This window comes from Pseudonocardia oroxyli (assembly GCF_900102195.1).
GTDB classification, from domain to species: domain Bacteria; phylum Actinomycetota; class Actinomycetes; order Mycobacteriales; family Pseudonocardiaceae; genus Pseudonocardia; species Pseudonocardia oroxyli.
Window position 1 is genome coordinate 155,504 of sequence record NZ_FNBE01000011.1, and the last position, 17,649, is coordinate 173,152.

The following is a 17,649-nucleotide window of genomic DNA, read 5'->3' on the forward strand; positions in this document are numbered from 1 at the left end:
TCTCCGGGCGTCGGTCAGCGTCGCGTGGACGCGTCGGCGGCGAGCTGGCTGCGGAAGTGGTCGAGGCGGGCCGCGTCGGGGACGGCGGCCCGCACGGGCGCCCCGGCGCCCCGCCAGCCGACCACCGGGCGGATCCCGTGCAGTGCGTTCACGGTCCAGACCTCCGCCTCGGCGAGGCCCGCGGGCGCGCAGCGCTCCGGGGTGATCGGCACGCCCGCGGCCCGCGCCGCACCGCGGAGCCGCGCGGCGGTGACGCTGGGCAACACCGGCAGGTCGGAGGCGGGGACGCAGAGCCGGTCCCCGCGCCACCACAGCAGGGCGGAGTGCGCGGCCTCGCGCACGACTCCGTCCGGGCCGGTCAGCAGGGCGTCGTCCGCGCCGTGCGAGACGGCGCGCCCGCGCAGCCCCGCGAGCAGCGCGAGATCGGGCCCCTTCACCTCGGGGCGGCGGCGGGCGTCGGGTTCGGGTGCCACCCACAGCCGGGTCTCCCGCTGCTCCGGCGGCGCCGGCCGGATCCAGAGCACGAGGCGGGTGTCCGGGTGGGCCTCGACACGGGGGAACCACCGCCCCGCCCGCGGGAGGGCGGCCTCGGCGTCGGTGAGGAACGCCCCGAGGTCGGCGGTGGGCAGCCCGAGGGCGGCGCACCCGGCGCGGAACCGGGTCCCGTGCCGGTCGAGGTCTCGCACCCGCCCCCCGACGGCGAGGAACGAGTCCACCACCAGGGCCGCCTCGGGCGCGGGCCCGACCTCCTCCGACCAGCGGCCCGGCCCGGCCCAGTGCAGGCGCCGCGCGGTCACCACTGCCCCGTCCTCGCCACGAACCGCTGGACCTTGCCGCTGAACGTGCGGGGCAGGGCGGGCACGAAGGTGATGCTGCGCGGCACCTTGAACGCCGCCAGCCTGCGCCGGGCCAGGGCGAGCAGCTCGCCCTCGAGCTGGGCGTGGCGGTCCGCGGCGGCCGCCGAGACCGCGAACGCGCGCAGCTTGCTCGCGCCGCGCGCGTCGAGGACCGCGGCGACCACGATCTCCCGCACCGCGGGATGCTCGCCGAGGACGGCCTCGACCTCCTGCGGCGAGACGTTGATCCCACCGACGATCTCCATGTCGTCCGCGCGTCCGGTGTGGACGAACCGGCCGTCGGCGCGCCGGAACCCGGTGTCGTTCGTCGAGAGCCACCCGTCGACGAGCACCCGGGCCGTCTCGTCGGGCGCGTCGAGGTAGCGGGACATGACCGTCGGGCCCCGCACCCACAGCCTGCCCGAGACGTCCACCGGGCACGGTCGCCCCGCGCCGTCGCGCACCTGCAGCGCGTAGCCGGTCAGGGGCCGTCCGATGGTCCCCGGCGCGCGGTCGGCCGGGTCGTCGGCTGCGGTGTCGGCAGAGGTCTCCGCGCAGTAGGCGCCCCCCACCTCGGTCGATCCGAGCTCGTTCAGCACCGGGGCCCCGAGCAGCTGCTCGGCGCGCGTCCGCACGACGGCGGGCAGCGACTCCCCCGCCGAGACCGCGACCCGCACCGAGCCGAACGCCTCCCGGTCGGTCTCGGCGACCAGGTTGGCGTAGGCCGAGGGCACCCCGTGCAGGACCGTGACCCGGTGCCGGTCGACCAGCTCGGCGATCGCCGCCGGGGTCGGTCGCTCGGGGCTCAGCACCGCGGCGGAACCCGAGAACAGCGGGTAGACCAGCGAGTTGCCGAACCCGTAGGCGAAGAACATCTTGGAGACGGACAGGGTGACGTCCGCGGCCGAGATCCCCAGCATGTCCTCCCCCACCGCCCGGTGGTACGCGGCGAGGTCCCCGTGGCGGTGCACGGCTCCCTTGGGACGACCGGTGGTGCCGGAGGTGAACTGCACGTAGAGGTCCGCATCGTCCGCCAGGTCGACCGCGGCACCCTCGGCGGCCCGGTCCGCGGCCGCGACGAGCGCCTCGGGCTCGACCCATCGCTCCGTCGGCCCCAGAGCACCGCCCGGACCGCCCGCCACGACGAGCGCCGGCCCGACCCGGTCGACCAGCTCGGCCCGCTCCGACCCGCCGAGGTACGGATTGGTCACGACCGCGACCGCACCGGTCCGCGCCACCGCGAGGAACAGGGCGACGAACACCGGGCTGTCCACGAGGGCCAGGAGGACGCGCGCACCGGTCCGGACGCCCCGTTCGCGCAGCACGGTCGCGAGCCTCGCCGCCAGGGAGTGGACCTCGCGGTGCGTCCACGTGCGGTCGCTGTGGAACGCGGCCGAGTCGAGCAGGCCGCGCGCCCGCACCCGCCGCGCGACGACCTCCGCGACGTTCACCGGAAATCTCGGGAGACCACTGGAACCGGACCCCCGACTAATGTAACCATAGCCTTACCTTAAGCCGCTCCTCGGGCCGGGACAACGTTTTCTCCAGAATTCGGTGCCCCGCGCCGGGGCGCCCCCGGGCCGCTTTTCGTGCGCTCGAATACATCGACGGAGCCGAGCAGTTGACTGCAGACCATGGTGCCCACACTCCCCCCGTCCTGGTGGTCGGCGCCGGGCCCGTCGGGCTCACCGCGGCCCTCGCCCTGCGCGCCCTCGACATCCCGGTCCGTCTACTGGAGGCCGACCCGCAGGACCGCGTGCGCCCGGGCAGCCGCGCGCTGTACGTCCACCGCGACTCGCTGACCCTGCTCGACCGGATGCGGCCGGGCCTGGGCACCGCGATCGCGCGCCGGGGCATCCGGTGGGCCGGGCGCCGCACCCGCTACCGCGGCCACGAGGTGTTCGCGCGCGACCACCGGGACGGCTCGGGGGCCGGGGGGCACGGGCTCCCGCCCTACGCCTGCCTGCGCCAGATCGAGACCGAGGGCTTCCTCCTCGAGTCCTGCCGGGAGGCCGGCGTCGAGTTCGCCTGGTCGGCGCGGGTGGAGACGGTGCGCAGCACCCCCGACGGCGTCGAGGTGCACGCGGCGGACGGCCGGTCCTGGAGCGCCGGGTACGTGATCGCCGCCGACGGGGCCCGGTCCCCGGTCCGGGCCGCGATCGGCCGCACCATGGTGGGTGGCCGGTCGAACAGCCACCACGTCGTCGTCGATCTGGCCGACGATCCCCGCGTGCCCGAGCCCGCCCTGCGCACCTTCCACTATCACCATCCCGGTCTCGGCGGGCGGCACGTCCTGGTCGTGCCGTTCGCCGGCGGCAGGCAGGTCGACCTGCAGTGCAGGCCGGGCGAGGACCCCGAGGAGTTCCTCGACGAGGCCCGGCTGCGCGACTGGCTGCCGCAGGTGGTCGACCGCGGCTACCTGGACCGGGTGCTGTGGGCCTCGCGCTACCCCTTCCTGCAGCTGGTGGCGGACTCCTTCGTCGACGAGCACCGCCGGGTGCTGTTGGCCGGGGAGGCGGCGCACCTGTTCGCCCCCTTCGGGGCCCGCGGGATGAACAGCGGGATCGCCGACGCGGACGCCGCGGCCTCGGCCGTGGCGCTGGCTCTGCGTGCGACCGGCCCCGAACGGGCGCGGGGAGCGGTCGAGGACTACGCGGCCGAGCGCACGGCGGCAGCCCGCCACAACCGCGACGCGGCGGGGAGGGCCCTGCGCCACATGCGCCCGCGGAGCCCGGCGCTGCGCGGGGCGCAGCGCGCGGCCGCCGCGCTCTCACCTGCGGTTCCCCGGCTCGGCGAGTGGCTGGAGCGGGCGCCGTACGGGCCACGGACCGCCGCGACCGCTCACGGAACGTACTGACTTCCCGCACGGCTCGTGGTGGCGACCCTACCCTGTTGTTTGCTACCCAAACCTCAGATTAGTCTGCCCTCATGAAGCGAATCCTCGGAGCGGTGGCGCTCCTGCTGGTGCTGGCCGGGTGTGCCGGCGCTCCCGCTCCGGCCGAGCAGGCGCAGGCCCCGGCCGCCGCCGCGTTCCCCGTCACCGTGCAGCACTCGCTCGGATCCACCACGATCCCGCAGCAGCCCACCCGCGTGTTCACCCTCGGCCCGTCGGACGCCGACGTCGTCCTGGCACTCGGCGTGACCCCCGTCGGCATCCACAGCCGCTACGGCTTCGAACGCGGCGTCGGACCCTGGGCCGAAGACAAACTGGGCACGGCCACCCCCACCGTGACGACCGGCCGCGTCCTGCCCCTGGAGACCATCGCCGCGGCCAAGCCCGACCTGATCATCAACGTCGCCTCCGGCGGCGACAAAGACGAATACGACACCCTCTCCCGCATCGCCCCCACCATCGCCCTCCCCGTCGGAGCACAGCCCTACGCACCCAAATGGCAGGACGCGACGCGGCTGATCGCCCAAGCACTCGGCAAACCCGCAGAAGGCGACAAACTCGTCACCGACACCGAGACCTACCTCAACGGCGTCGCCGCAGCCAACCCCACCTTCCACGGCAAGACCGCCACCTACCTCGACGTCATGGCCGGCGAGGTCTACGTCGGCGGCAACCAGGCCACCGTCGTCACCACACTCAAAGAACTCGGCTTCACCGACACCCCCTACGTCGCAGCCCTACCCCCCACCGACACCCAGACACCCCTCTCCGCCGAACTCCTCCCCCAGATCGACTCCGACATCCTCGTCATCTACGGCTTCGGCGCCAACCAAACCGACACCCTCGCCTCCAACGCAGGCCTCGCCAACCTCGGCGCCGTCAAAGCCGACCACGCCTACTTCATGCCCGACCTCGCACTCTCCTCACCCTCCGTCCTGTCCATCCCCTACGGGGTCGACGCCATGCTCCCCTTCCTCAAGACCGCGACGGGCTGATCGCGCTCTCCGGACCCAGACCACGCGCGGACGGATCGGTCGGCAGGTCGTCCAGCCTGCCGACCATCCCGTCCACCAACGCCTCCACCGTCCACCGGAACAACGCGCTGGGCTCCCCCGGATCAGGCTGCCAGCGGCGGCTCAACGCGTTGTCCGCCGCCGCCAGCGTGAACGACACCACCCGGCTGAGCAGCACGTACGCCTGGTCGGCCGAGAACTGCGGCGCCAACGCCCGGAACCCCGCGATGCTGGCGTCGAACACCCGCAACGTCTCCGGGTGGTACGGACCGTCGAGCAGATACCGCTCGATCCCCGGATGCCGGGCCGCCAGCTGCCAGGTCTGCTCCGCCACCTCCACCAGGTGCGCCCGCCAGTCCGTCCCCTCCAGCCGGAACTGGAAGGTCGCATGCGCCCGCGCCGCCGCCAGCGAGTACAACTCCTCCCGAGACCCGACATAGCGATACAGCGCCATGTCGGTCACCCCGAGCTCCCGGCTCACCCCCGCCATGCTGAACCGGTCCAAACCCTGGGCGATGGCGGTCTCCAGGATGCGGTCGCGGTTGAGCACGAGGCGAACGGTACCCGGCCCCGGAGGGAGCGAGCGAAGGGCGAGCACTGAACTGCGGAGATGCTCCAGCAGCGCCGCCGCGGTCGCCTCGGCCGCCTGGCGCGAGGAGTCGACGACGGGCAGGTCCGGGCAGGCCCGGGCGAGGTCCTCGGCCTCCCGCAGCGCACGGGGGAGGACCGCCCGCCGCGTCGGCGCGGGCGCAGCGCGGAGCTCGTCGCCCGCCGGCAGCGCGGACGAACCCCGCGCCCGGCTCTCGACCCGCCGCGCCAGCGCGTCCGGGTCGGCGGCGAGCCGGATCAGGGCGCCCGCCCCCTCCCCGAACCGCGGCCGGGCGAGCACCGGATCGCGCGAGACCAGCAGGGCGACGGTCGCGCCCGCCCGTTGGTACCCGTGGAGGAGGATCGAGATCTGGGCCCGCACGAACGCGTCGGAGGGCCGGGGGTGCACGAACCCCAGCTGCTGGGCGTCGACGAAGGCCGCGGGACGACCCTCCTGCCAGAGCGTCCGCAGCGCGTGCCATCCCGCGGTGGACTTGCCCACCGCCGTCAGCCCGATCACCCGGCGACGGGGATCGACGGCGGCGGACCCGTCGGCACCTCCCCCGCTCCCGGCGCCGCGATCAGGCACCGACCGAGCAGACCGGCCACGGTCTGCGCGGGGGTGTGGTCCGTCGTGTCGACCGGCTCACCGATCCCCGTCCGGTCGAGGAGCCGGGCGTAGCGCTGCAACTCGTCGAGCAGCTCGGGCGAGGATCCGCGCCCGAGGAACCGTCCGGGGAGGACGTCGTCACGGCAGGACAACCGCACCCGGTCGAGAGGCACGCCGTCGAGCGGGGGCCCGGCCCGCACGTGGTGGTCGAGCCCACGCACAGCGTGGGCATGGTGTCAGCCATGCGCGGCCGGCGGAGCCCGATGATCACGAGGATCCCCCACAGCCCGGACGACGGGTCCGGGGCACGTCGTCGGTGTCGCACACCACCGTAGGCGCGCCGCCGGGGTCTCGCGCTGGGTTTGCCCGAGGCCCCACGACGACGCCGACGGGTCACCCGGTGGCCACGGCCCGGTCGTAGGCGGCCCGGGCGGAGATGATCTGTTCCTGGTAGGTCTCGGTCCAGGCCACCAGGGGCTTGATGGTGTCGTGCAGCGTGCAGCCCAGGTCGGTGAGCGAGTAGTCGACGCGCGGCGGAACGGTGGCGTGCACGTAGCGGTGGACCAGGCCGTCTCGTTCGAGCTGGCGCAGGGTGACGGTGAGCATCCGCTGGCTGACCCCGTCGATCTCCTTCTTCAGCTCCGTGAAGCGCATGGTCCGGCGCTCCAGCAGGGCGATGACCAGCAGGGACCACTTGTCCGCGATCCGGTCGAGGATCTGGCGGACCTCGCAGTTCTGGCGGGCGTCCCACTGGAACGGGTCGTCGTCGGTCACCGCGCAGGAACCGGGTTCTTCCGAAGTGCCGTCTTCCATGGCTCTGGATGGTGACGCACGATGCGGTCGGTATCAAGAAGTAACTCATGGGGGAACCGATGACCGCGACCGACCGCCTGTCCGCCCGGGCCTGGGCCCTGCTGCTCGTGCTGTCCGGGGCGATCTTCCTGGAGGGGGTCGACATCTCGATGATGGGCGTCGCCCTCCCGTCGATGCGCGCCGACCTCGCGCTGAGCACCGGGGAGCTGCAGTGGGTCGTGAGCTCCTACGTGCTGGGCTACGGCGGGTTCGTGCTGCTCGGCGGCCGCGCCGCGGACCTGCTCGGGCGCCGCCGGATGTTCCTGGTGATGCTGGGGGTGTTCGTCGTGTTCTCCGGGCTGGGCGGGGTGGCGACGGAGGGCTGGATGCTCGGCGCCGCCCGCTTCGTGACGGGCGTCGCCGCGGCGTTCACCGCCCCCGCGGGCCTGTCGATCATCACCACCACGTACGCCCGCGGGCCCGCCCGGGACCGGGCGGTGCTGGTGTACGCGGGCGCGGCGGCAGGCGGGTTCTCGCTCGGGATGGTGGTGGGCGGGCTGCTCACGGCGCTGCACTGGCGCTGGGTGTTCTTCGCACCGGTCGTGCTGGCGACGGTGATCCTGGCGGCGGCGGCCGCGGTGGTCCCTCGTGACGGCGGTGCGCGCCGGGCGGGGGCGCGGTTCGACCTGGTGGGCACGCTCCTGCTCACCGTCGGGATGTCGCTGCTGATCCTGACCGTGGTGCACGCGCCCGAGGTGCCGCTCGCCATCAGCCTGCTCACCGGCGCCGGCGCGGTCGCGGGGTTGGTCGCGTTCCTCGCCGTCGAGCGGCGTCGCCCGGAGCCGCTGCTGCGGCTGGGGATCCTGCGCGTGCCGGGCGTGGCCCGGGCGAACCTCGGAGCCATGGCCCTGGTCGGCTCCTTCATGGCGTTCCAGTTCTCCGCGGTCCTGTTCCTGCAGGAGCAGCTGGGCTGGTCCTCGATCGAGACGGGCCTGCTGCTGGCCATCGGCGGGCTGGACGCGGTCCTCGCCCCGACACTCGCCCCGCCGCTGGTCCGCCGCGTCGGCAACGGGAGGGTCCTGGTCGCGGGGCTCGGGCTCGCCGCCGTCGGGTACCTCGGGTTCCTGCCGCTCGACGGCACGGTCTCCCTGATGGCGGCCGGGCTGCTGGCGATCAGCGTGGCGTTCGCCCTGGCCTACGGGCCCCTCACCCTCGTCGGCACCGACCGCGCCGAGGAGTCCGAGCAGGGGCTGGCCGGTGGTCTCATGACCATGTCCTTCCAGTTCGGAGGGGCGATCGGCCTCGCGGTCGCGACCGCCGCGGTGGTGAGCGCGGACCTGCGAGCCGGGATCGTGGTCGCGGTGGCACTGGCGGTCGCCGGCGTGGCGGTGACGGCTCCGCTCGCCCGACACGGGGCGGCCGAGCCGGCGGGGGTGGCCCGGGCGGCGCGATGACCTCGGGGTCACCACCGCCTCGGGGGCGGGCCAGCCCCCCGAAGAACGACATGGCGGGCACCACGCTCACCCCCGCCGCGCGCGCCGTCGCGCCCAGCTCCGCAGCCAGGGCGCGGACGGGGCCTGCTCGGCCGACACGTCGAGGTAGTGGGCACCCGCCCGGACCGCGGCCGCCGCCACGGGGACGGCGGTGTCCAGGAACGGACCGGCCACGTTGATCACCACGTCCGCTCCGGCGAAGGCGGCGGCCAGCGCCGCCGGGTCGTCGGTCGCGGCGGGGCGGGCCTCGTATCCGGTCGCGGCCAGGCGCGTGGCGTCACGACCGGAGACGACCGGCTCGATGCCGCGGCGCCGCAGCTCGGCGACCACGAACCGTCCGGTGTGGCCGTAGGCGCCGTCCTGGCTGCCCCGCGTCTCGACCTGCACCCTCGACGACCTGCGCGCCGCCGACACGATCGTCGTCCCCTCGACCGACGATCCCGCCGCGGACACCGATCCCGCGCTGCGGGCCGCGTTGCGCGCCGCGCACGAGCGGGGCACCCGGATCGCCGCACTCTGCACCGGTGCGTTCGTCCTCGCCGACGCCGGCCTGCTCGACGGGCGCGCGGCGGCCACGCACTGGATGCACGCCGAGGAGCTGGCCCGCGCGCACCCGCGGGTCGAGGTGCGACCCGACGTCCTCTACGTCGACGAGGGCCTCGTGCTGACCTCGGCGGGCAAGATGGCGGCCCTGGACCTGTGCGTCCATCTCGTCCGCGAGGACTTCGGGGCGGCGGCGGCCAACGGACTGGTCCGCAGGCTCGTCGGCCCCGGACACCGCCCCGGCGGCCAGGCGCAGTACGCCACCCGCCCGAGCCTCCCCCGCACGACCGACGGACTCGCGGGCACCCTGGCCTGGGCCGAGGACCGACTCGACCAACCGGTCACGGTCGAGTCCCTGGCCCGCCGGGCGGGCCTGAGCAGCCGACAGCTCGCCCGACGCATGCGCGCCGAGCTCGGGCTGCGCCCGCTGGACTGGCTACACCGCGAACGGATCTCGCTGGCCCAGGAACTCCTGGAGTCCTCGGACGCGACGATCGAGCAGATCGCCGCCCGCTGCGGCCTCGGCACCGCGGCCACGCTGCGCCGACACTTCCGGCGCACGGTGGGGGCCAGCCCCACCACCTACCGGGCCACGTTCGGCCGGGCGGCGGGTCGCTCGGCGTAGGGACGGTTCCGCGTCGGGCGAAACCACCGCACCGACGGGCCGTCGGCGCCTAGCGTCCGGTCTCATGACGACGATCACGAGACGGACGGTCGAGTACCCGGCGGACGGGTTGACCATGGTGGGTCATCTGGCGCTGCCGTCGGGCCACGACCGCCGACCGGCGGTCCTGCTCGGCCCCGAGGGCACCGGGATCAGCGATCTGCAGCGGCGCCGAGCCGACGCGCTGGCCGAGCTGGGCTACGTGGCCTTCGCCTTCGACATCCACGGCGGACGCTGGTTCAGCGACCCCGAGGAGATGCTCGCGCGTTGCCTGCCACTGCTCGCCGACCCGGACCGCCTCCGCGAGATCGGGACCGCGGCGCGGGACGTGGTCCTCGCCGAGGACCGCACGGACCCGGAGCGGATCGCCGCGATCGGGTACGGCACCGGCGGTGCGGTCGCGCTCGAGCTCGGTCGGGCCGGTGTGCCGCTGCAGGCGATCGGGACGATCAACGGGTTGATCACCGGCAGGCCGGGCGAGGCCGCCCACATCCGCTGCCCCGTGTGGGCGGGGGTGGGATCGGAGGACCCGATCCAGCCCGCCGCGCAACGCGACGCGTTCGCCGCCGAGATGCAGGGCGCGGGCGTGGACTGGCGGCTGACGATCTACGGCGGGGCGGGGCACGCGTTCCACCACCCGTTGGACGAGCTGCCCGACCAGGTGCTGCTCCCCGGCGTCGGGTACCACGAGAAGCACGCGGCGCGAGCCTGGCGGGACGTCCTCGGCCTGCTCGGCGAGTGTCTCCCGTCGTCGAACTAGGGCGCGTCTTCGGCTAACACTGTTAGCCTGACCGGATGGACGCACCTTTCCCCGCCACCCCCGGGCATCGGGTCAGACGGCTCGGCTGGACGCTGCTCGCCCTCGTCCTCGCCGCGTTCACGGTCTTCGAGTCGGTCAAGTACGGGCTGCCCGTGATCGCCGCGGCGGTCGCGGGCCTCGTGGTGCCCGACCTCCCTCGCGTCCTCGGTCTGCGCAGGCTCGGCGACTGGGCGGCGCGACCGTGGGGGCCCGTCGTCCTGCTCCTGGTGGGCGCCCTGGTCGACGGGGCACCGCTGGTGGTCTTCGTCGTCGGTCTCGGCTGGAGCACCCGCATCGCGACCCAGCGCGTCCTGCACCCATGACCCGGCGCGAGGAGGTCGTCGACGCCGCCGAACGGATCCTCGAGGCGGAGGGGCCGACGAGCCTGACGATGCGCAGGCTCGGCGCGGAGCTGCAGATGCGGGCTCCGTCTCTCTACAAGCATGTCACCGGGAAGGACGACATCGAGGCGGCCCTGCAGGAACGGGCGCTCCGCAGCCAGGCCGAGGCCCTGGGGCCGTACGCAGACCTCCCCGGCATGGCGCAGGCGTACCGCCGCTGGGCGTCGGCGCACCCTCGGCTCTACGAGCTCACCGCCCGGCGGCGGCTCCGGCGCGACCGGCTGCCCGACGGCGTCGAGGACGCGGCCGCCGCCCCCCTCCTCGCCGCCGTCGGTGGGGACGTCCCCGTCGCGCGGGCGGTCTGGGCCTTCGCCCACGGCCTCGTGGACCTCGAGCTCGCCGACCGGTTCCCGGAGGACGCCGACCTGGACGAGGTGTGGCGCGTCGGCATCGCCGCGTTCGTCCCGAGCGGACAGACCGGCGACGGAGGAGACACCGCAGCGGGTGCCGGGATCACCGACCGTCCGCCCCCGGAGGACGACCCGCCGGGGCGCCACTCGTAGCGCTTCCCCGGAGGGCGCGGGTGTCCTCCTGGTACGCCGCTCGGACCTGTGCCGGGTACCGCCCGCGTGACCCGGACCGGCTGCTCGGCCCTGGTGGACCGGTCGTGCGGGGCGCGGGCCGCCGCCTAAACGGCATGACGGTCGAGCGCGGTGCTGCCAGGCTGACCGGATGACGGCGTTGACGACCATGGCACGCGTGACCGGTTGGGCCTGCATCGCGATCGGAGGGGTTCAGCTGGTCGGTGGCGCGCGCGGCGAACCCGGCATGACCGGTGACGCGACCGTGGACTCGCACGTCCGCTTCATGGGCCCCGTCTTCGCGGGCTACGGCGTGGGGTGGCTGGACGCGGCGGCGGCCGAGAAACCCGACCTGAACCGGATGCGGCTGCTCGCCGGGCTCATGGCCCTCGGCGGCCTCGGGCGCCTCGCGACCCGTGCGACCCTCGGGCGCCCCCACCGCTTCCACGACGTGCTGCTCGCCGTGGAGTTGGCGGCGCCGGTCGTGACGGAGGTGCTGGGTCGGCGCGCTACCCCACCGTCGCCGGCGTCCCGCCGGTGACGGCGACCAGTTCGTCGAAGGTCGTGGGGAAGACGGCGTGGGCGATCCCACCGGCGGCCCAGACCTCCGGGTAGTGCCGCAGGGCGACGTCGACCAGGGTGCGGACCGGCGCCGGGTGCCCGACGGGCGCGACCCCGCCGATCGCCTGTCCCGTCGCCGCCGTGACGAACTCCGGGGTGCCCCGCCGGACGACCTGGGCGCCGACCAGCGCCGCGACCTTCGCCGTGTCCACCCGGTGGGCGCCGGAGGTCAGGACGAGCAGGGGCTCCCCGTCCGCGGCGAAGACCAGCGAGTTCGCGATGGCGCCCACCTCGACCCCCAGCGCGGCCGCCGCCGCGGCCGCGGTGCGGACCGCGTCCGGCAGGACCTGCATGCGGCCGATCCGCTCCTCGTCCGCTCCTCCCCCGCGCAGGTCGGCGAGCACGCGCTGCACCTTCGGATGATCCATGTCGGGCATGTCGACCAGCCAACCATCGTCGGGTCCGGGGCGCGGCACCGCCTCCATTCAGCTCCGGGCGCTGACGAAGCGCCCGTCCACCAGCAGCGGGACCGACGCGCTCGCATCGAGCTCGGCGGCGGTGTCCACGTCGTTCGCGAAGCCGATCCCGTCGAGCTCACGGCCGCTCGCACAGTCGTGCAGAGCCGTCTCGACGTCCGCGCCGACCACGTCGAACGCCGCGGCGGCCGCGCGCGCCTCCGGGGATGCCGTCCAGCCCTCCCGGATCAGCACGCTGAGCAGACCGCCCGCACCCCACAGGTCCTCGACGGCGGGCCGGAGGCTGCCGTCCTGCCACCGTTCGCCCGCGGCGACGACGGCCACGCGCAGGTCGGGGTTATCAGCGCGCCTGCGGCGGAGCCACGCCGCGGCCGCAGCGCGGTTGCGCACGCTCACCCCGACGACCAGCGAGACCGTGTCGGCGAGGAGGGCGCAGATCGTCGAGCCGTTGGGCGAGGGCAGGACCAGGCGCGGCAGGTCGGCGGCGGCCCGGATCGAGGCCGGGGACAGGCTCACGCCGCCCTGGGACCGGCCGCCGGCGAGCACCGCGTCGTGGTCCGCGGCGAACCGGACGGCGGACTCGTCCCGCCAGCGGTAGGGATGGACGACGGTGCCGCGGTCCGCCGCGACCGTGAGGGTCGTCGTGAAGCTCAGGACGTCGACGACCACGGCGACGTCGACCTCCGAGGCGATCCACTCGAGCCGGGTCGCCGCCCGCGCGTGCGGATCCGCTGACACTGCAAAGGCGCGCACTGATCACCACCGCGACCGCCGTCACGTGGTCACCAGGCAGCCACTCGCGTCGACGGCAGCCCGTATGCCGATCCGCTGTCACTGCAAAGGCGCGCAGGGAACCGACCCGCCCCCACGAGGACCGGGCGCCGGTGTTCACCGGGCGGCACATCGCCGTCGACGGCGGCCCGTCGCCGCGGGCACGCTGTGCAGACACGGAACTGTCACGGCAGACCGGCGTCCCCACCCAGGTTGCCGACGATCCGGCGCAGCACGTCGATGGTCGTGGCGTACTCCTCGTCGCTCACGTCCGCGCGGAGGGAGGCGTGGGTTTCGCGGTCGCTGTAGCCGGTCGGCGTCTCCACCAGGACGTCGCGGGACCTGGGGCCGCCGTCGAGGTGGTTGAGGATCCACCACTGGGGCCGGGTGAGGGCGTTCGCCGCGAGGCTCTCTCGGATGGCCGCGGCGATCCGCCGGTAGGCCTCCCCGCTCCAGTACCCGATCGGCTGTCGGACGAGCCCGTGGCCCGCGCCGGCGGAGCGGATGTGGCCGATCGAGGCGACGATCGAGGTCGCCGCGGAGGTGAGCTCCGCCGGCGCGATGCCCTCCGCGCGGGCCAGGGCGGCGGCGTGGGCGAAGGCGCCCATGGCGGTCCAGAACAGGTCGAGCAGGGCCATGTCGAAGGCCGCGGCCCGCCCCGGCTCCTCGCCGATCCACCTCGTCGACGGCGTCGTGGTCGACGAGGTTGACCAGCAGCAGGTCGGCGGCCACCGGACCGGCCGCGACCACCACCTCCCCGGTGAGGGTGGCGGCGGTCTCCTGGGCGCGGGCGGCGGTCCGGTTCCACAGGACCACCGGGGTGCCCGTGGCGCTACGGCAGCGAGGGCTCGACCATGGCGGTCACGTCGTCGACCAGCGGGCGTCCGGTGCGGTAGGCCTCGAACTGGGCCGCGACGAGTGCCGCCAGCTCGCCCAGGGTGCCCCGATGGTCACCGGCCATGTGCGGGGTGAGCAGCACGTTCGGCAGCCGCCAGAGCGGGTGGTCGGCGGGGAGCGGCTCCGGGTCGACGACGTCGAGGCTCGCCCCGATCCGCCCGGTGGCGACCGCCGCGGTCAGGTCGGCCGTGTCGACGGTGGCACCGCGCCCGACGTTGCTGAACAGCGCACCGTCCTTCATCCGGGCCAGGAAGGCCGCGTCGACCAGTCCCCGGGTGGCCGGGCTCAGCGGCAGCGCGGAGGCGACGACGTCCGCGCGGGGCAGCCACTCGTCGAGCTCCGCCAGCGGCAGGACGGGGCGGCCCGCCTCGATCCGGGCGCTGCGCGCGAAGGCCACGACCTCCGCCCCGCACGCCGCCAGCCTGCGCGCGAGCGCCTTCCCGACGACCCCGTGCCCGAGCTGGACCACCGTGGCGCCGACCAGGCTGCGCAGCCCCGCGGCGGGGATCTCGCTGGTGGGGTCGTCCACGTCGACCCAGTCCGCGCGGTCCTGGGCGCGCACGTAGTCCGGCAGCCTGCGCAGCGCCGCGAGGATGTTGAGCAGACCCTGCTCGGCGGTGGTCTCGGCGATCACGGCGGCCGCGTTGTGCAGCCGGGCGCCCGACGGCAGGTGGTCCATGACGTAGTCGAAGCCCACGCTCATCACCTGCACCCGCTCGACGGCGGGCAGGTCCCGCATCCGGCGGCGGCGCTCGACGCCCCCCTCGCGGCTGATCACCACGAAGCGCACGTCCGCCGCCGGGACCGCGCCCGCCTCGAACTCCTCCCAGGACGCCACCCGCCACCCGGCGGGCGCGCCCAGGGCCCGCCGCTGCAGCTCGTCGACCACCAGCACGGTGTCCATCCGTTCCCCTCTCTCATCCGTTCCGGTCCCGGCGTGCCGACAGCAGCGCCGCCAGGAGCCCGACGACGCCGAGCGCCGCCGCCGACACGACGTACCCGTCGGGACCGCCGCCCAGCACCACCGCGAGCACACAGGCCGTGCTCAGGGCCAGTGCGCCGTTGTGCAGCACCGACCGGAACCCGTTCGCGATCGCCCGCCGGTCCGCGGGCACCCCCTCGATCACCCGGCGGGTGATCGAGGCCATGAACACGCCCTCGCCGAACCCCGACACCGTCAGGAGTACCACGAGCGCGACGACGGCAGGCCGCCCGGTGAACAGCCCCGCCAGCCCGAGCATGGCCACCCCCACCAGCGCGGCCCCGGTCGTCGTCAGCACCCGCGCCGGGACCCATCTGCCCAGCAGCCCCGTCGCGGGCGAGGCGACGACGAGGGCCAGCCCCATCGGCACGACCAGCGCCCCCGACGCGCCCGCCGAGAAGCCCCGGACGGTCTGCATGTACAGCACCACGAGCAGACCCGACGCGCCGAACGCGAGTCCCGCGCAGAAGGACGCGGCGTAGGCGAAGCCGCGGTCACCGGCGAGGATCCGCAGGTCGAGCAGCGGCTCGCGGACCCGCCGTTGCACCGTCACGAAGACGGCGCCCGCGACCACCCCGATCGCCAGGACCACGGCGGCGAGGACCGTCCGGCCCGCCGCGACGGACTGGCCCGCGAGCAGCACGGCCACGATCGCCACGACCGACAGCACGGCGCCGGGGACGTCCAGCCGGAACCCGGCCGACCGGGCGGGCGAATGCGCGTGCCGCAGGCTCCACCAGCCGATGCCGCAGGCCAGGAGGCCGATCGGGACGGCGCACCACAGGATCGAACGCCACCCGTAGGCGTCCACCAGCACCCCACCGACGACGGGGCCGAGCAACGTCGCCGCGCCGCCCGCGGTGATGTTGAGCGACAGCGCCAGCGACAGCCGCGGCGGCGGGAAGACGTCGCTGATCACCGCCGTGGTGTTGCTGACCGCCGCCGCGGCGCACAGGCCCTGCAGCACCCGGGCGGCGATCAGGACGGTGTCGTCCCGGGCCACCGCGCAGACCGCGGCGCAGAGCGTGAACACCACGAGCCCACCCAGGTAGAGCGGGCGGCGGCCCAACGAGTCGGACAGCTTGCCGAACACCAGGATGGTGGCCGCGTTCGCCAGCGGGAACGCCAGCACCACCCAGGTCGCGGTGCTCGCGCCGCCCGCCAGGTCGGCGGCCATGTCCGGCACGGCCACCCCCAGGGCGGACGCCGACCCGAAGACGAGGACGGCCGCCAGGGACGTCGTCGTCAGGACCGCGAGCGCGGCCGCCCGCGAGACGGGTGCCGGTGCGACGGCGGTCATCCGGCCGCCCCGTCCCGCACCCGCCACGGCCCGCCCCTGGCGATCCCGAAGGCCAGGGCGAGTGCGTCCGCACCGGCGCAGACGAGCAGGGCCACGGTGAACGCCGCGCTGACCCGCGGACCGGAGTCCTGCACGTCGTAGCCGGCGATGCCGGAGGCGGACACCAGCAGCAGGACCACGCTGGTGCCGAGCGCCGCGGCGCTGTTGTACAACATGGACCGCACCGAGTTCGCCACCGCGCGCCGTTCGGGTGCCACCCCGCGCATGATGGCGGTGGTGTTGGGCGTGACGAACGTGCCGATGCCCGCGCCGACGAGGACGAGCCAGGCCATCGTGGCCGGGAGCGCGGCCGTGGGCGGGGTGAGGGCCAGCCCCACCGTCCCGGCGACGGACAGCCCGCCGCCGAGCGCGGTCAGGGTCCGGGCCGTCAGGACCCGGGTGAGCCGCCCGGAGACCGGGGTCACCACGACCATCGCCAGCGCCATGACCATGCCGGTCAGCCCGGCCTCCGCCGCCGAGCGACCCGCCACGATCTGCTGCTGCAACACCACCAGGACCGTCACCCCGGCGCGGCCGAAGGACTGGAAGAAGGCGGCGCCGTAGGCGCAGGCCCGAGCCTTGTCCCGGACCAGCGCGAGGTCGACGAGCGGATCCTGCAGGCGGCGCTCCAGCAGCCCGAACACCGCCCACAACACCACGCCGAGGCCGAGCATCGCCCAGACGACCGGGTCGGCGGGCCCCGCCGTCGACAACCGGTTGACGCCGTAGAGCAGGGTCGCGAGGGCGGCCGCGGACAGCAGCGCGCCGCGGGCGTCGAACCGCTCCCGGCGCCCCGTCGCCGCCCGCGGCCCGGGCAGCACCCGCAGGCCCAGCAGCAGCGCGGCCAGTCCGAAGGGGACGTTGACGAGGAAGACCGCCTCCCAGCCGGCGACGGAGACCAGCAGCCCGCCGATCGTGGGGCCCACGGTGTTCGCGACCGAGGCGGCGGTGAGGTTCAGCGAGAGCCCGTAGGCCAGGCGGTGTTCCGGGAAGGCGTCCGCGACGAGCGCGGAGGAGTTCGCCACGATCGTCGCGGCGGACACCCCCTGCAGCGCCCGGACGGCGATGAAGGTGCCCGCGTCGGGGGCGACGGTGGCGGCCAGGCTGAGCACCATGAAGGCGGTCATCCCGACCAGGTAGATCCGCCGCCTGCCGACGAGGTCGGAGATGCGCCCGAACACCAGGATCGACGCCGTGTTGGCCAGCAGGAAGGCCAGCAGGAACCAGTCGGCGAGGCCGGCCGGCGCGGCGAAGTCGCGGGAGAGGTCGGGCAGGGCGACGTTGATCGAGGTGCCGTTGATGAGGACCAGGGCGAGCGCGAGGCTGGTGACGGCGAGGACGGCGTAGGGGCGCGGGGCGGTACCGGCGGGCGCACGCGGTGCGGCCGCCGGGCGTACGGGGGGCGTGGTCGTTCCTTCCACTGGGCGGCGTTCACGGGGCGGGCGGGCCGCGGCGGCGCTGCCGCGGCCG

At 74.9% G+C, this 17,649-nt stretch carries 20 protein-coding genes; 8 read left to right on the forward strand and 12 right to left on the reverse strand.

The genetic code is table 11. From position 1 onward, the window contains the following. Positions 1 to 14: 14 nt before the first annotated feature. Together BLS43_RS17720 and BLS43_RS17725 are read right to left on the reverse strand one after the other, a co-directional pair. Positions 15 to 797, reverse strand: coding sequence for an aminotransferase class IV (locus tag BLS43_RS17720; RefSeq protein WP_176921395.1), 783 nt, complete (start codon positions 795 to 797; stop codon positions 15 to 17). Next, positions 794 to 2,287, reverse strand: a complete 1,494-nt coding sequence (locus BLS43_RS17725; RefSeq protein WP_093086106.1) for a class I adenylate-forming enzyme family protein — start codon at positions 2,285 to 2,287, stop codon at positions 794 to 796. Before BLS43_RS17725 ends, BLS43_RS17720 begins: the two co-directional genes overlap by 4 nt. Before the next feature lie 170 nt (positions 2,288 to 2,457). On the opposite strand from BLS43_RS17725, the gene BLS43_RS17730 reads away from it, so the two are divergent. Both BLS43_RS17730 and BLS43_RS17735 read left to right on the forward strand, forming a co-directional pair. Further along, positions 2,458 to 3,693: an FAD-dependent monooxygenase gene (locus BLS43_RS17730; RefSeq protein ID WP_093086109.1), complete on the forward strand. Its 1,236-nt coding sequence runs from the start codon at positions 2,458 to 2,460 to the stop codon at positions 3,691 to 3,693. A gap of 71 nt (positions 3,694 to 3,764) precedes the next feature. Continuing rightward, a complete protein-coding gene (locus BLS43_RS17735; RefSeq protein WP_093086113.1) occupies positions 3,765 to 4,724 on the forward strand; it encodes an iron-siderophore ABC transporter substrate-binding protein in 960 nt (319 codons plus the stop codon). On the opposite strand, the gene BLS43_RS17740 is transcribed toward BLS43_RS17735, so the two are convergent. The 3 genes from BLS43_RS17740 to BLS43_RS17750 all read right to left on the reverse strand — a co-directional run bounded on the left by BLS43_RS17740 (position 4,705) and on the right by BLS43_RS17750 (position 6,753). Then, positions 4,705 to 5,850 (reverse strand): TetR/AcrR family transcriptional regulator, encoded by a 1,146-nt coding sequence (locus BLS43_RS17740; RefSeq protein WP_093086115.1) that lies wholly within the window; start codon positions 5,848 to 5,850, stop codon positions 4,705 to 4,707. The genes BLS43_RS17735 and BLS43_RS17740 overlap by 20 nt on opposite strands. After that, positions 5,847 to 6,161: a hypothetical protein gene (locus tag BLS43_RS17745; protein WP_143030098.1), complete on the reverse strand. Its 315-nt coding sequence runs from the start codon at positions 6,159 to 6,161 to the stop codon at positions 5,847 to 5,849. Before BLS43_RS17745 ends, BLS43_RS17740 begins: the two co-directional genes overlap by 4 nt. A 172-nt stretch (positions 6,162 to 6,333) precedes the next feature. Beyond that, positions 6,334 to 6,753 (reverse strand): winged helix-turn-helix transcriptional regulator, encoded by a 420-nt coding sequence (locus tag BLS43_RS17750; RefSeq protein ID WP_093086120.1) that lies wholly within the window; start codon positions 6,751 to 6,753, stop codon positions 6,334 to 6,336. 47 nt (positions 6,754 to 6,800) lie between these two features. Between BLS43_RS17750 and BLS43_RS17755 the strand changes: the two genes are divergently transcribed. After that, positions 6,801 to 8,186 (forward strand): MFS transporter, encoded by a 1,386-nt coding sequence (locus BLS43_RS17755; RefSeq protein WP_245707552.1) that lies wholly within the window; start codon positions 6,801 to 6,803, stop codon positions 8,184 to 8,186. A gap of 66 nt (positions 8,187 to 8,252) precedes the next feature. On the opposite strand, the gene BLS43_RS29445 is transcribed toward BLS43_RS17755, so the two are convergent. Continuing rightward, complete coding sequence (locus BLS43_RS29445) at positions 8,253 to 8,612, reverse strand: saccharopine dehydrogenase NADP-binding domain-containing protein (protein WP_218129888.1); 360 nt, start codon at positions 8,610 to 8,612, stop codon at positions 8,253 to 8,255. Positions 8,613 to 8,640: 28 nt separating this feature from the next. Here BLS43_RS29445 and BLS43_RS17765 point away from each other — a divergent pair, with 28 nt between their 5' ends. The 5 genes from BLS43_RS17765 to BLS43_RS17785 all read left to right on the forward strand — a co-directional run bounded on the left by BLS43_RS17765 (position 8,641) and on the right by BLS43_RS17785 (position 11,694). Next, on the forward strand, positions 8,641 to 9,393 hold the full coding sequence (locus BLS43_RS17765) for a GlxA family transcriptional regulator (protein ID WP_342741167.1): 753 nt from the start codon (positions 8,641 to 8,643) through the stop codon (positions 9,391 to 9,393). 64 nt (positions 9,394 to 9,457) lie between these two features. Further along, positions 9,458 to 10,192 (forward strand): dienelactone hydrolase family protein, encoded by a 735-nt coding sequence (locus tag BLS43_RS17770; protein WP_093086125.1) that lies wholly within the window; start codon positions 9,458 to 9,460, stop codon positions 10,190 to 10,192. Positions 10,193 to 10,227: 35 nt separating this feature from the next. Beyond that, positions 10,228 to 10,554, forward strand: coding sequence for a hypothetical protein (locus BLS43_RS17775; RefSeq protein ID WP_093086128.1), 327 nt, complete (start codon positions 10,228 to 10,230; stop codon positions 10,552 to 10,554). Beyond that, positions 10,551 to 11,135, forward strand: a complete 585-nt coding sequence (locus BLS43_RS17780; RefSeq protein ID WP_093086131.1) for a TetR/AcrR family transcriptional regulator — start codon at positions 10,551 to 10,553, stop codon at positions 11,133 to 11,135. The genes BLS43_RS17775 and BLS43_RS17780 overlap by 4 nt, the downstream gene beginning before the upstream one ends. A gap of 169 nt (positions 11,136 to 11,304) precedes the next feature. Beyond that, positions 11,305 to 11,694, forward strand: a complete 390-nt coding sequence (locus tag BLS43_RS17785; protein ID WP_218129882.1) for a DUF4345 domain-containing protein — start codon at positions 11,305 to 11,307, stop codon at positions 11,692 to 11,694. On the opposite strand, the gene BLS43_RS17790 is transcribed toward BLS43_RS17785, so the two are convergent. The 6 genes from BLS43_RS17790 to BLS43_RS17820 all read right to left on the reverse strand — a co-directional run bounded on the left by BLS43_RS17790 (position 11,663) and on the right by BLS43_RS17820 (position 17,600). Further along, a complete protein-coding gene (locus BLS43_RS17790; protein WP_218129883.1) occupies positions 11,663 to 12,151 on the reverse strand; it encodes a YbaK/EbsC family protein in 489 nt (162 codons plus the stop codon). The two genes, BLS43_RS17785 and BLS43_RS17790, sit on opposite strands and share 32 nt — an antisense overlap. 48 nt (positions 12,152 to 12,199) lie before the next feature. Continuing rightward, positions 12,200 to 12,928 (reverse strand): 2-phosphosulfolactate phosphatase, encoded by a 729-nt coding sequence (locus tag BLS43_RS17795; RefSeq protein ID WP_093086134.1) that lies wholly within the window; start codon positions 12,926 to 12,928, stop codon positions 12,200 to 12,202. A gap of 218 nt (positions 12,929 to 13,146) precedes the next feature. Then, positions 13,147 to 13,635 carry an imine reductase family protein gene (locus BLS43_RS17800; protein WP_342741168.1) on the reverse strand — a complete coding sequence of 163 codons (489 nt, stop codon included), beginning with the start codon at positions 13,633 to 13,635 and terminating at the stop codon, positions 13,147 to 13,149. A gap of 158 nt (positions 13,636 to 13,793) precedes the next feature. After that, the gene (locus BLS43_RS17810; RefSeq protein WP_093086137.1) at positions 13,794 to 14,762 is read right to left on the reverse strand and encodes an NAD(P)-dependent oxidoreductase; all 969 of its coding nucleotides are present in this window, start codon (positions 14,760 to 14,762) and stop codon (positions 13,794 to 13,796) included. Positions 14,763 to 14,775: 13 nt separating this feature from the next. After that, on the reverse strand, positions 14,776 to 16,140 hold the full coding sequence (locus tag BLS43_RS17815) for an MFS transporter (RefSeq protein ID WP_143030099.1): 1,365 nt from the start codon (positions 16,138 to 16,140) through the stop codon (positions 14,776 to 14,778). After that, positions 16,137 to 17,600 (reverse strand): MFS transporter, encoded by a 1,464-nt coding sequence (locus BLS43_RS17820; RefSeq protein WP_093086143.1) that lies wholly within the window; start codon positions 17,598 to 17,600, stop codon positions 16,137 to 16,139. The genes BLS43_RS17815 and BLS43_RS17820 overlap by 4 nt, the downstream gene beginning before the upstream one ends. Between the last annotated feature and the right edge of the window lie 49 nt (positions 17,601 to 17,649).